Below are 13617 nucleotides of genomic sequence, written 5' to 3'. Positions count from 1 at the left end.
TATGAGTTTAAACAAAGATACGGCAAAAAAAACGGCTGAACTTTTGTTGCAAATAAAAGCAATAAAGTTAAGTCCAAATGACCCTTTTAATTGGGCATCAGGTTGGAAATCTCCAATATACTGTGATAACAGAATTACGTTATCTTATCCTCCAGTTCGTATTTTTTTAAAGGAAGCAATTGCTAAAATTGTAGAATTAGAATATGGTAAGCCAGACGTAATTGCAGGTGTAGCTACAGGTGCAATTGCTATTGGTGTTTTAGTTGCGCAAGAATTAGGTGTTCCTTTTATTTATGTGAGGCCAGAGCCAAAAAAGCATGGAAGAAAGAACCAAATTGAAGGGCATTTAGAAAGAGGGCAGAATGTTGTGGTTATTGAAGATTTAATAAGTACAGGAAATAGTAGCTTAAATGCAGTAGAGGCTTTAAAAGAAGCAGGTGCTGTTGTAAAAGGTATGGTGGCTATTTTTTCTTATGGATTTGATGTTGCAACTAAAAATTTCGAGGAAAAAAACGTAAGATTAACCACTTTAAGTAGTTACGATAACTTACTAGAACAAGCTTTAGATAGTAATTATATTACAGATAAAGAGCTAATTACGTTAAACGATTGGAGAAAGAATCCAAGTGAGTGGAAACAATAAAACGGAAGCATGAATATAAACGGAAATACAGTTACCATTAAAAAATCTGCAGAAGAGGTGTTTACTTTTTTTTCAGATTTGAAAAATTTTGAGCAATTAATGCCAGAAAATATTCAAAAATTTGAAGTAGATGGAGAATCTTTTATTTTTGGTTTACCTGGTATGCCAGAAATTAGATTGGTATTAAAAGAAAAAACACCATTTTCTAATATTACTTTAGGTGCTGCAAGTAGTAAGTTACCTTTTACTTTAGCTGCGGATATTAATGAGGTTTCTGAAAAAAATACAGAAATAACTTTAAAATTTGACGGCGAGTTTAATGCAATGATGGCAATGATGATTAAAAAACCATTGACAAAATTTGTAGATACTCTAACAGAAAATATAGGGAAACTTTAAAGGAACGATATTTCTTTCAATCCAAATTCAGTTATAGAATCATCTTCTAATTGAATTTGTAATTTTCCGAAATCGGAAATACCCGAAATCATACCCATAAAAATTTCATCCTTACTATTTTTAAACATAGTAGGGATATTTTTTTTATACAATACATCTAAATACTGTTCTTCTAAAAGATTGAACTTTTGAGAAGTTAGCAATTTTATTTTTTGTTGAAATTCTTCTATAATAGTAGTTAATAAATTATCTAAATTATAAGTAGCGCCTGTTTCTAGTTTTAAAGAAGTGGCATTGGTTAAGTATGCTGGAAATGATTCTTGATTCACATTTAGTCCAATTCCTACAAAAGAATTCTTAATTCTATCTCCGTAAAAAGTATTTTCTATTAAAATACCGCAAACTTTTTTGTTTGCTGACAGAATGTCGTTAGGCCATTTTATAGAAGTTTTAGGAAGTTTTTTAGCGAATAAAACATCATAAATAGCCAAAGAAATAGCAAAGTTTAAATATTTTTTGTGCACTATTTTTAAATTTTCAAAAGATATAAATGTGCTGAATGTGAGGTTTTTATAAGGTGCAGACTCCCATATTGTATGCTGTTGGCCTCTACCTTTTGTTTGGTTTTGAGCCACAATAGTAGTAAAATTCTCTAGGGTAGAATTTTGCGATAAATCCTTTAAAAAAGAATTTGTAGAATCGGTGGCACTAAGTTTGATTATTTTCAAGTGTTAAATAAAGTGTAAACAACTGTAATAATACATAAAATACTCGCAAAAAAATAATAACTTTGCGTTAAATATAGAAAAAAGTTAATGACGAAAAAACAAGTAAGTACAGATGATTTAATTGCTTTAATTATTAAAGGGATTGATGAAGTAAAAGGAGAAGATATTCAATTATTAGACTTACGAGATATAGAGAATACTGTTTGTGATTATTTTATAATCTGCTCAGGAAACTCAAATACACAAGTAAATGCAATTTCTGGTTCTATTCAAAAAATAGTTAGCAAAGAACTTAAAGACAAACCTTGGCATATAGAAGGCCAAACAAACTCTGAATGGGTTTTAATGGATTATGTAAATGTAGTAGTACACATTTTTCAAAAACAGGTTCGTGAGTATTATGATATTGAAAGTCTTTGGGGTGATGCAAAAATTACAGAGATAAAATCAGTTTAAATTTTTTTATTTTAAATAAATGAGTGATTCAAAAAAAGATAATAAAGCAAATTTGCCTAAATTTAAGTTTAACGCGTATTGGATCTATGGTGCAATATTTGTTGTCATAATGGCATTTCAGTTTTTTAGTAGTGGAGATTTAGCTACTAAAAGTATTTCGAAAAATGAGTTTAATGATATTTTAAAAGAGAACGATATCTCTAGAATTGTTGTTTTAAATAACAATATAGCTCAAATTTATATTAAGGAAGAAGCGCAGAAGAAAGAACGTTACAGAAAAGTGATCAATTCTGCTTTTTATACAAAAGGGTCTTCTTTTTATGACTATAATTTTGGTGATTTACAAAATTTTGAGAATAATATAGAAAAAGCAAGAGTTGCTAATACTTTAGATTTTGATATAAAAAACGAAAATAAAACAAGTGTACTTGATACTATTTTAGGCTTTTTACCTTTCATAATATTAATTGCCGTTTGGTTGTTTTTTATGAAGAGAATGTCTGGCGGTGGAGCAGGCGCTGGTGGTGGTGGTCAAATTTTTAGCATTGGTAAATCTAAAGCGAAATTATTTGATAAAGACACAAAGGTAAAAACTACATTTGAAAATGTAGCCGGACTAGAAGGTGCTAAAGAAGAGGTGCAAGAAATTGTAGATTTCTTAAAAAACCCAGAAAAATATACTTCTTTAGGAGGTAAAATTCCAAAAGGAGCTTTGTTAGTAGGACCTCCAGGAACAGGTAAAACTTTATTAGCTAAAGCCGTTGCAGGTGAAGCTGATGTTCCTTTTTTCTCTTTATCTGGTTCAGATTTTGTTGAGATGTTTGTGGGTGTTGGTGCTTCTCGTGTAAGAGATTTATTTAAAAAAGCGGCAGAAAAATCTCCTTCTATTATTTTTATTGATGAGATTGATGCCATCGGTAGAGCTCGTGGAAAAAATAGTATGACTGGTGGTAATGATGAACGTGAAAATACGTTGAATCAATTACTAACAGAAATGGATGGTTTTGGTACAGATGTAAATGTAATTGTATTGGCTGCAACCAATAGAGCAGATGTTTTAGACAGTGCTTTAATGCGTGCAGGTCGTTTTGATAGACAGATTTATGTAGATTTACCAAACATCAACGAAAGAAAAGAAATTTTTGAAGTACATATTAAACCTTTAAAACTAGCAGGAGATGTTAAGATAGATTTCTTAGCACAACAAACTCCTGGTTTTTCTGGAGCAGACATTGCTAATATGTGTAATGAATCTGCATTAATTGCTGCCAGAAATGGTAAAAAAGCAATTCATCATCAAGATTTCTTAGATGCTGTAGATAGAATTGTTGGAGGTTTAGAAAAGAAAAATAAGGTAATTACGCCAAAAGAGAAAAAAGTGATTGCTTTTCATGAAGCAGGTCATGCAACAATTAGTTGGATGTTAGAACACGCTGCTCCATTGGTAAAAGTGACAATTGTACCAAGAGGACAATCTTTAGGTGCTGCTTGGTATTTACCTGCAGAGAGAATGATTGTGCAGACAGAACAGATGTTAGATGAAATGTGTGCTACTATGGGTGGTAGAGCTGCGGAAAAAGTAATGTTTAATAAAATTTCTACAGGAGCTTTAAGTGATTTAGAAAAAGTAACTAAGCAAGCAAAAGCAATGGTTACTGTTTATGGATTAAATGAAGCCGTTGGTAATGTTACATATTATGATTCTTCTGGAAATGATGGTTTTGTAAAACCTTATAGTGAAGAAACAGGTAAAACAATAGATCAAGAGATTTCTAAAATAATTGAAGCGCAATATGTAAGAGCAATTCAAATATTAGATGAAAATAAAGATAAACTAACAATTTTAGCTGAATTGTTATTAGAAAAGGAAGTAATCTTTAAAGACGATTTAGAAAAGATATTCGGAAAAAGACCTTTTGAAGAAGCTCTTGAAGTGGAAATTGTAGATGAAAAAGAAGCTATTTCACCAGTTAAATTAAATACTGAAGAATAATATAAATGAATTTTTTTAAAAAGTTATTCAACATAGCATCCGTTAAAGAAGAAAAGGAAATCCAAAGGCAAGAAGTAGATTTGTCTTTGGATGACTTGTTTGTGCATAATTTTTTGGAAAAAGGAGGTAAGTTTTTGTATTGTTTAAAAGAAAATGAAGTTGTAGAAAATTTAAAAAATATTCTAAAAGAGAATAACTGGAATCAAATAACAGTTTTAGATAATCAGTTATCTTCTTTTTTTAACAAAAATGATGTAGCAATGAATAGTAATTTTCATTCTAACATTCCTGTTTTCTTGAATTGTGAGCATTTAGTTGCAGATAATGGAGATATTTTATTTTCTTCAAAACAATTAAAAAGTATTAAGTTATCGGAGATGCCACAGAACTTTATAGTGTACGCAACTACGAGCCAATTGGTTAAAGATATGGGGCAGGGTTTAACAGGTATTAAAATACACCACAAGGGTGATTTACCTACCAATATTTCTGCCATAAAAAATTACAGCATTAATAAAAATGATGATAATTTCTTAAACTACGGAAACAGTAACTCAAAAAACTTATATTTGCTGCTATTAGAAGATTTATAATATGAGTAACCTTTTAAGAAGGAGCCTATCGGGCATTATCTACGTTTTAATTTTTATATCAGCGATTCTTTTTTCAAAAGAATCGTATGTAATTTTAACAACTATTTTTGGTTTTTTATGTGTTTGGGAGTTTTCTAAACTAATTAATTTTAAAGGATATATAGGGTATATTTTCTTTGCTTTAGCATTGTTTTTAATGTTAAAAAGACCAGAAAGCTATGCTGTTGTAGGTGTTTTAGGGATTACAATAGTTTCATCTTTATTTCTTATCTATTCTTTATTTACTAAAAAAGAAATTACTTTTTCTAACGATAGATCTAAATCTGGTTTACTAATTAGGTATCCTATTTTTTCTATGATTTTTTTAATCCTTTTACCTATTTATAAAGGAATCTATAATCCTCACTTAATAATTTCTATTCTTATTCTTATTTGGGTGAATGATAGTTTTGCTTTTTTAGTGGGTAAAAATTTTGGAAAAAGAAAATTGTTTGTTTCCGTTTCTCCTAAAAAAACGCAAGAAGGTTTTTTAGGTGGTTTGGTTTTTGCATTAATAGCTGCTTTTATAATTAGCAAGTTAAATGTAGATTTTACAGCTGTAAATTGGTTGGTAATAGCTGTTATAATAAGTGTAATTGGTACTATAGGAGATTTAGTAGAGTCTAAATTTAAAAGACAAGCTAATATGAAAGATAGTGGTAGTATTATGCCAGGTCATGGTGGTATTTTAGATAGATTGGATAGTTTGCTATTTGCTGCGCCATTTGTATATTTGTATATTAATTTTATAATTTAAGTATGATTCGTTTTCACAAAGAAGGGTATAAAATAATTGTTATTACTTTTATTATAACAATAGCAGGTGTTATTTTAGCTGAAAAATTCATTGATATTCCTTGGCTAGTAAAAGCAATTCAGGTTATATTTCTTGCTTTTCTAGTGATTGTTTTACAATTTTTTAGAAACCCTAAAAGAATTGCACCTTTAAATGATAATGTATTAGTTGCACCTGTAGATGGTAAAGTGGTTGTTATTGAAGAGGTAGAAGAGCCAGAATACTACAAAGGTAAAAGATTACAAGTTTCAATTTTTATGTCTCCAATTAACGTGCATGTAACTAGATATGCTATGAGTGGAGTGGTAAAATATAGCAAATATCATCCAGGAAAATATTTGGTAGCATGGCATCCAAAATCATCCACAGAAAACGAAAGAACTACTGTAGTTGTTAATAACAAGGTTTTTGGTGATGTGTTATACAGACAAATTGCAGGTGCTTTAGCTAAGAGAATTGTAAACTATGCCAAAGTAGGAGATACAGCTGTACAAGGAGCAGATGCAGGTTTTATTAAATTTGGTTCTAGAGTAGATCTTTTTCTTCCATTAGGTACAAAGTTAAATGTATCTTTAGGAGATAAAGTGAAAGGTGGAGTTCAAGTAATTGCAGAAAAATAAAGAATATGGAGTTTAATTTAGACGAAGAGTTTAATGAAGCTTTCTGTAAAATTTCTAAATTGGGAAAAGCGATTGCCCCAGATATAATGCTAATGTTTTATGCTTATAATAAACAAGCTAACTTTGGCAATAAATTTTCTTTTAATGATGAACATAACGTTAGAAGTGCATTTAAATTGAATGCATGGATGCAATTAAACGGAATGAAATCTGACGAAGCAAAACTAGAGTATATAAAATTAGCAAATCAAGTTTTAAATATTAAAAAATAATATCATGAAAAAAGTAGTAATTTTATCATTATTAATGGTTGTAGCGTTTAATTTTTCTTCTTGTAAATCAGAAAAGAAATCTGATAAGGAGACTGAAAGTAAAATGGAAGTAAAGAAAAGTACAGCTGCTTTTTCTTTAAAGCAATCGAAAAACGAAATTAACTTTGTGGCTTATAAAACTACAGATAAAGTTCCTGTAGGAGGTCAGTTTAATACCGTAAATATTATCTCTGGTGGAGAAGGAAATTCTGTTAAAGAGGCTATTAATAATACGGAATTTTCAATTCCTGTAAGTAGTATTTTCACAAAAGATACGAGTAGAGATTTTAAAATCAAAAAATTCTTTTTTGGTATTATGGATAACACTAAATTACTTTCTGGTAAGTTACTTTTAACAGATGATACTAACGGTGTTGCGGAAATAAAAATGAATGGAGTTACAGAAAAAGTAGCTTTTACCTATACAATTGTAGGAAATGTTTTTAATATGACAGGTACCATGGATATTACAAAATGGAATGCTGGTGCTGCTTTGGCTTCTTTAAATACTGCTTGTTTAGATTTACATAAAGGGGCAGACGGAGTTTCTAAAACATGGAGTGATGTAGCTTTAAATATTACAACAACTTTCTAAGAATTTTTATAAATTATATAACGCTTTTTTTAGTGTTTTAAATCGAAGAGAATAACCGTTCTTTTCGATTTTTTTTGCCGAAATTTTACTTCCTTCTAAAAGAATAATTGCCATTTCTCCAAATATAAGTTTTAATAAAATACCAGGAACTCCAATACCTAAGTATGGTTTTCTAATACTTTTAGCCAATGCTTTAGAAAAACTTTTGCTTGTATGATGTTCTGGGGCAACTGCATTAAAAATTCCTGATAAGTTATCTTCAACGGCTTTTATGTATATTCCACATAAATCATCTAAATGGATCCAAGGTAAAAATTGTTTGCCAGAACCTAAAGGAGAAACGATGGGTGTTTTCATCTTTTCTAAAGCACCACCTTTATCCGCTAAAACAATACCAGTTCTTAAAATGGTTACCGGTATTTTTTTTGTTGAAAACTGATGTGCTGCATTTTCCCATTTTTGGCAAACATCACCTAAAAAATCAGCCCCTACTTTGTCTGTTTCTGTAAATATTAAATTAGAAGTTATTGCTCCATAATAGCCAACGCCAGAAGCAGAAATAAATCCTTTTAAAGGAATGTTTAATGCAGCTGTTTTATCAAAAAGTAAATTAGCCGTTTTAACTCTGCTATCAATTATAACTTGTTTCCTTTCTTTAGTCCAGCGTTTATCTGCTATTCCTGCTCCTGCTAAATGAATAATGTAATCTGTATTGAGTAATGCTTTTTCATCAATATAATTGGAAGAAACATCCCACTTAAACTCATTTTTATGTTTAGGAGTACGGCTTAAAATTACAACCTCATGCTTTTTATCAATCAGTAATTTTGATAATCTTTTGCCGACTAAACCTGTACCACCAGTTATAATTATTTTTGCCATATTGTAAAGATAATTATTTTTGTTTAATGTTTTTTAATTCTTATAAAACAAATTTATGCTTACATATAATAAAGCAATGTTAATCTTTATTTTTCATCCTTATAAAATTGTACTTTTATAGGGATGAAAAACAACAAAAAAAGAAAAGGTTTTGTTTTTAAAACCTATGAAGCAGAAAACCAATCTCCTTTCGAAAAATTATTCGAAATTTTTAAGGAATTGATTACGCATACTTCTGGAGATTTTGATGAAGCCATAGACTGGTTGCGTTCTTTAGACAAAGAATATAAATTAACGGATGAGAATTATACTATTGATGATTTTATAGAAGATCTTAAAAAGAAAGGGTATATAAAGGAAGAGATTAAAGGTGATGGAACGGGAGGTATTAAGATAACTCCAAAAACGGAACGTGCCATTCGTCAGCAAGCGTTGAACCAAATTTTTGGTAACATAAAAAGAAGTGGCGCAGGAAATCATAAAAGTAAATCTCCAGGAATTGGAGATGAACATACGGGAGATTTAAGAGGATATCAGTTTGGAGATGCCTTAGACAAAGTTTCTATGACAGAAAGTATTCGGAATGCTCAAATTAACAACGGAATTGACAGTTTCAATTTAACTGAAAATGATTTGGTAGTAGAAGAAACTATGCATAAAAGCCAAATGAGTACCGTGTTAATGATTGATATTAGTCACTCTATGATTTTATATGGTGAAGATAGAATTACACCTGCCAAAAAAGTGGCGATGGCGTTGGCAGAATTAATTACCACACGTTATCCTAAAGACACGTTAGATATTATTGTTTTTGGTAATGATGCGTGGGCTATCAAAATTAAAGATTTACCGTATTTACAAGTAGGTCCTTATCATACCAATACGGTGGCAGGTTTACAATTAGCAATGGATTTACTCCGAAGAAAAAGAAATACCAATAAACAAATTTTTATGATTACCGACGGGAAACCAAGTTGTTTGCGTTTACCAGACGGTCAATATTATAAGAACAGTAATGGTTTAGACAAATACATTGTAAATAAATGCTATGCAATGGCACAACAAGCTAGAAAATTACACATTCCTATTACCACTTTTATGATTGCACAAGATCCGTATTTGATGCAGTTTGTAAGAGCATTTACACAAGCAAACCAAGGAAAAGCATTTTATACTGGTTTAAAAGGTTTGGGAGAAATGATTTTTGAAGATTACGAAACAAATAGGAAAAAGAGAATTAGAGGGTAACAATTTAGCTATTAGCCTTTGGCTTTTAGCTGTTAGAAAACACAAGAGTAAGCGCTAAAGGCAAAAAGCTAATAGCAAAAATCGAATTACATGAATTTAGAAAATATAAAAACATTAGGAGATTTAGAAAAGTTAGGATACAAATCAAAATCAATTAAAGATGAGTTAAGAGAAAACCTGATAACTAAAATAAAAAATAAAGAATCTGCTTTTAAAGGGATTTATGGGTATGAAAATACCGTAATTCCAGAATTGGAACGAGCTATTTTAAGCAGGCATAATATTAATTTGTTAGGTTTAAGAGGGCAAGCAAAAACACGTTTGGCTAGATTGATGTTAAATTTGTTGGATGAATATATACCTGTTGTAGAAGGATCTGAAATTAACGATGATCCATTAAACCCTATTTCTAGGTTTGCCATTGAGTTGATTAAAGAAAAAGGAGATAAGACTCCAATTTATTGGTTGCATAGAAGTGAGCGTTATGCAGAGAAGTTAGCAACACCAGATGTTACTGTTGCTGATATTATTGGAGATGTAGATCCTATAAAAGCAGCAAACTTAAAATTGTCTTATGCAGATGATAGGGTAATTCATTACGGAATGATACCGAGAGCTAACAGATGTATTTTTGTAATTAATGAATTGCCAGATTTACAAGCTAGAATTCAGGTTGCGTTGTTTAATATTTTACAAGAAGGCGATATTCAAATTAGAGGATTTAAGTTACGGTTACCTTTAGATATGCAGTTTGTGTTTACAGCAAACCCAGAAGATTATACCAATAGAGGGAGTATTGTTACACCTTTAAAAGATAGAATTGGTTCACAGATTTTAACGCATTATCCAGAAGATATTGAAACAGCTAAAACCATTACACAACAAGAAGCAAACAAGGTAGGTTCTCAAAAAGAATTTATAACAGTACCAGAACTTGCAAAAGACTTGTTAGAACAAATTGTTTTTGAAGCGAGAGAAAGTGAGTATATAGATGCTAAAAGTGGTGTAAGTGCACGTTTAAGTATTTCTGCGTTTGAAAACTTATTAAGTACGGCAGAAAGAAGAGCATTGCTTTCTGGTGATGAAAAAACAATGATTCGGCTAAATGATTTCGACGGAATTATTCCTGCAATTACAGGAAAAGTAGAGTTGGTATATGAAGGCGAACAAGAAGGAGCGCAAGTAGTGGCAGAAACATTAATTAAAAATGCTATTAAAACGTTGTTTCCAACCTATTTTCCGGAGATTAAAAAGTTAGAAAAACAAGAAGCGGAAACTCCTTATGATGATATTATTTCTTGGTTCTTTAATGCTGATGAAGATTTTGAATTGTTAGATGAATATACAGAAGCGCAATACAAAGCTGAATTAGATAAGGTAAAACCTTTAGATGTTTTTATTAAAGAATACCAACCAAACTTAAATGAAACAGATACTTATTTTATGAAAGAATTTGTATTGTGGGCTTTGGTTGAATTTAAAAAACTAAGTAAGTATCGTTTTGCAGAAGGTACTCAGTTTAAAGATCCTTATGGCAATTTTATGAGTGGACTGTAATTAATGACCGAGTTCCAATAGTTTTAATAGTATGATAACACAACCGAATTATTTCTATAATTCGGTTTTTTCTTGTCTTTTTTCGACTTGCTTGATGAATCCAGTACAAGTATTGTTTTCTATAACTTAGTGTAAATTTTAAAAATTTTTAGATTTTCTAGAACAGAAATATAGTCTACGTTTTCCATCACCTAAATTTTTTACAGTAGCATCTACCCAACCATAAGATAAAGCTACTTTTACAGCTTCTTATCAACGTATAGCTCCTTCTTCATTTTCTACTTTATAAAAAATAAGTTAAATACCGGTCAGTAAAGCATGTTTTTTAGACTATCAAATACCTCATTCTGCATCATTTTTTAAGTGAAATCATATAATTTCTTTCATAATTTAGGAAACGAATAGCAACTCCTTATTTTTTTTTCATGCAATTATAGGTACTTATAATTTATAATTAACAAGGTTTATTTTTATAGGAGGTAAATTATGAAAATAATTTTTATCATTCTCTATTTACTATTTTTTGATAGTCATAATTATCACAATCATAAAAATGGGGCTACAAATAACGATAGGTCGCTTAAGTTTTGGTTGCTCTTTAATTTTTAATTAAATTCAGTGTTATTGATGATTCTCTCTTAAAAACACAATGAAATGACTGTAAAAAGCGTAAAAATTGAAAATAAAATAAAATTATTATCATTTGATATTGATAATACCTTAATAGATTTTCATACTTATAAAAGTAACTTTAAAAAAATATGGGAAAAATATGAAGATGAAAACGATGTACTTCTAACTTACAATACGGGGCGTTTAATTGATGATGTTTTAGATTTAATAGAAAAAAAGGTACTTCCAAAACCAGATTATATTATTTCTGGGGTAGGAACTCATATCTATAATTATAAAAAAGGGGCAGTAGAAAAAGAATTTAATGATGTTTTAGATGATGGTTGGAATTTAGAATCTGTTGAAAGTATTATTCATAAAATAGAACATCCTATTAGTGACCAACCAAGTAAATTTCAACACTCCTATAAAAGAAGCTATTTTTTTCATGATGCAAGTAATGAACTTATAGAAAGTATAGAGCAAGATTTTGCAGATGCAGACATGGATGTTAATATTGTGTATTCGGGCAATAAATTTTTAGACGTATTACCAAAATGGGCTAATAAAGGAAACGCTTTACGTTGGCTATTAAGACGCTTGAAACTTAAATCTAATCAGGTTTTAGTTGCAGGAGATAGTGGTAATGATTCTGCCATGTTCGATTTAAAAGATGTATTCGGAATTGTGGTTGCAAATGCTCATGAAGAGTTGTACTTATACACAAAGCATAAAAAGGTATATCATACAGAAAAAGAAAAAGGAGATGGAGTTGTAGAGGGATTAATTTTCTACGGAATTTTACCAGAAAAGGCAATTAATGATGTTGTAATAGATCACTCAGAAGATTTTTTTATCAAAAAAGAGAAAGAGAATTTTACACAAGAAGATACCGATGAAAAAGTAGCATTAATTAAAGAAGGATATATAAAAGCAATTGAAGCCCTTAAGAAAAATATTACGCCGCTTGGTTTTTCTGCATGTTCTATAAAGGATAATATTCCTAATGGTACCGATGAAAATTATCATAGTGTTTGGGCTAGAGATGGCGCAATTACAGTCATTGGTTCGCTGTCTTTAATTGATGATGAAGAAATTCACAAATGCCAAAGACAGACATTAGTCACCTTAATAGATAATATTTCTAGAAATGGACAAATACCTGCAAATGTTAGATTAAAAGATGGTGAGCCAGATTATTCTGGAGTTGGTGGAATTTGTTCTATAGATAGTGGTATTTGGGTAGTAATTGCTTTTTATGAATATGTTAATGTTACCAAAGATATAGATTTCTTAAGAAAATATATTGGAGATATTAAGGAAACCATGCGTTGGTTAGGAGCACATGATAGTAATAATGATGCCCTTTTAGAAATTCCGGAAGCAGGAGACTGGACAGATTTATTTGGTAGAAGTTATAATATTTTATACGATGAAATTCTTTGGTATAGATCTAATGTGTGTTTCGGACGTATGTTAGAAATGTTAGGAAATCATGAGGATGCAGGGGAACATATTAGATGGTCTCAGGTAATTAAAAAAGAGATAGTACAGAATTTTTGGCCTTCAACTCAACAAAAATTATTTCAATCGGTTTCTTTTGCAGAGAAGCAATTTACATTAGGAGATACTTCTTATTTAATTGCACAAACTACTCCTTTCGATTTTAGCTGGCGTTGTGATGTTTTAGGAAATGTATTGGCCTTTTTACACGGAACTATAGATGCAGAAAAAGCGCATCAAACCTTTAAATTTATGTTGGGTGTTGGGGTAAATGATCCATTTCCGGTGGCAAATGTATACCCGGTGGTAAGTCCTGGAGATCCAGACTGGAAACCTTATTACACTGTAAATCTTCTGAATTTACCCAACCATTATCATAATGGAGGTATTTGGCCATTTGTAGGTGGTTTTTGGGTAAAGTTTGTAAATAAATTAGGGTTTAAAGACATCGCAATAGAAGAGTTACACAAACTGGCTTTAATCAATAAAGAAGGAATTACTGAAGAATGGGAGTTTACAGAATGGGCACATGGAACTACCGGAAAACCGATGGGAAAAGCATATCAAGCTTGGTCTGCTGCTCAATATATATCAGCTTGCAATGATTTAAAAATAATTAAAACTAAAACTAAAAAATAGAAA

General features: G+C 30.4%; 15 protein-coding genes. 12 read left to right on the top strand and 3 right to left on the bottom strand.

The window, feature by feature from the left end; translation table 11 throughout:
* Position 1: 1 nt before the first annotated feature.
* Entirely contained in the window at positions 2 to 643 is a 642-nt protein-coding gene (gene pyrE, locus JOP69_RS07955; protein WP_203393961.1) for an orotate phosphoribosyltransferase, read from the top strand.
* 9 nt (positions 644 to 652) lie between these two features.
* Positions 653 to 1042 (top strand): SRPBCC family protein, encoded by a 390-nt coding sequence (locus tag JOP69_RS07950; RefSeq protein WP_203393962.1) that lies wholly within the window; start codon positions 653 to 655, stop codon positions 1040 to 1042.
* On the opposite strand, the gene JOP69_RS07945 is transcribed toward JOP69_RS07950, so the two are convergent.
* Positions 1039 to 1770, bottom strand: a complete 732-nt coding sequence (locus JOP69_RS07945; RefSeq protein ID WP_203393963.1) for a biotin--[acetyl-CoA-carboxylase] ligase — start codon at positions 1768 to 1770, stop codon at positions 1039 to 1041. The two genes, JOP69_RS07950 and JOP69_RS07945, sit on opposite strands and share 4 nt — an antisense overlap.
* 87 nt (positions 1771 to 1857) lie before the next feature.
* Here JOP69_RS07945 and rsfS point away from each other — a divergent pair, with 87 nt between their 5' ends.
* From rsfS to JOP69_RS07910, 7 genes are read left to right on the top strand one after another with little or no spacing between them, the layout of a single operon-like run.
* Entirely contained in the window at positions 1858 to 2226 is a 369-nt protein-coding gene (rsfS, locus tag JOP69_RS07940) for a ribosome silencing factor (protein ID WP_203393964.1), read from the top strand.
* Positions 2227 to 2245: 19 nt separating this feature from the next.
* Entirely contained in the window at positions 2246 to 4219 is a 1974-nt protein-coding gene (gene ftsH / locus JOP69_RS07935; protein ID WP_203393965.1) for an ATP-dependent zinc metalloprotease FtsH, read from the top strand.
* A 5-nt stretch (positions 4220 to 4224) separates the two neighbouring features.
* Positions 4225 to 4812 (top strand): hypothetical protein, encoded by a 588-nt coding sequence (locus JOP69_RS07930; RefSeq protein ID WP_203393966.1) that lies wholly within the window; start codon positions 4225 to 4227, stop codon positions 4810 to 4812.
* Position 4813: 1 nt separating this feature from the next.
* The gene (locus JOP69_RS07925; protein ID WP_203393967.1) at positions 4814 to 5608 is read left to right on the top strand and encodes a phosphatidate cytidylyltransferase; all 795 of its coding nucleotides are present in this window, start codon (positions 4814 to 4816) and stop codon (positions 5606 to 5608) included.
* 2 nt (positions 5609 to 5610) lie between these two features.
* Entirely contained in the window at positions 5611 to 6267 is a 657-nt protein-coding gene (locus tag JOP69_RS07920; protein WP_203393968.1) for a phosphatidylserine decarboxylase family protein, read from the top strand.
* Between the two features lie 5 nt (positions 6268 to 6272).
* Positions 6273 to 6539 (top strand): acyl-CoA-binding protein, encoded by a 267-nt coding sequence (locus tag JOP69_RS07915; protein WP_203393969.1) that lies wholly within the window; start codon positions 6273 to 6275, stop codon positions 6537 to 6539.
* A 4-nt stretch (positions 6540 to 6543) separates the two neighbouring features.
* Positions 6544 to 7173 carry a YceI family protein gene (locus tag JOP69_RS07910; RefSeq protein WP_203393970.1) on the top strand — a complete coding sequence of 210 codons (630 nt, stop codon included), beginning with the start codon at positions 6544 to 6546 and terminating at the stop codon, positions 7171 to 7173.
* Between the two features lie 6 nt (positions 7174 to 7179).
* On the opposite strand, the gene JOP69_RS07905 is transcribed toward JOP69_RS07910, so the two are convergent.
* On the bottom strand, positions 7180 to 8055 hold the full coding sequence (locus tag JOP69_RS07905; protein ID WP_203393971.1) for a TIGR01777 family oxidoreductase: 876 nt from the start codon (positions 8053 to 8055) through the stop codon (positions 7180 to 7182).
* Positions 8056 to 8178: 123 nt separating this feature from the next.
* Between JOP69_RS07905 and JOP69_RS07900 the strand changes: the two genes are divergently transcribed.
* Together JOP69_RS07900 and JOP69_RS07895 are read left to right on the top strand one after the other, a co-directional pair.
* Positions 8179 to 9303 carry a VWA domain-containing protein gene (locus tag JOP69_RS07900; protein WP_203393972.1) on the top strand — a complete coding sequence of 375 codons (1125 nt, stop codon included), beginning with the start codon at positions 8179 to 8181 and terminating at the stop codon, positions 9301 to 9303.
* Positions 9304 to 9393: 90 nt separating this feature from the next.
* Positions 9394 to 10860 carry a magnesium chelatase gene (locus JOP69_RS07895; protein ID WP_203393973.1) on the top strand — a complete coding sequence of 489 codons (1467 nt, stop codon included), beginning with the start codon at positions 9394 to 9396 and terminating at the stop codon, positions 10858 to 10860.
* Here JOP69_RS07895 and JOP69_RS18675 read toward each other — a convergent pair.
* Positions 10844 to 10969, bottom strand: a complete 126-nt coding sequence (locus tag JOP69_RS18675; protein ID WP_252191210.1) for a hypothetical protein — start codon at positions 10967 to 10969, stop codon at positions 10844 to 10846. The two genes, JOP69_RS07895 and JOP69_RS18675, sit on opposite strands and share 17 nt — an antisense overlap.
* Positions 10970 to 11514: 545 nt before the next feature.
* On the opposite strand from JOP69_RS18675, the gene JOP69_RS07885 reads away from it, so the two are divergent.
* Entirely contained in the window at positions 11515 to 13614 is a 2100-nt protein-coding gene (locus tag JOP69_RS07885) for an HAD-IIB family hydrolase (RefSeq protein ID WP_203393974.1), read from the top strand.
* The last annotated feature ends 3 nt before the right edge of the window (positions 13615 to 13617 follow it).

Origin of the sequence: Polaribacter sp. Q13 (assembly GCF_016858305.2) — a bacterium.
Taxonomy (GTDB): domain Bacteria; phylum Bacteroidota; class Bacteroidia; order Flavobacteriales; family Flavobacteriaceae; genus Polaribacter.
This window is presented reverse-complemented; position numbering and strand designations above follow the sequence as displayed.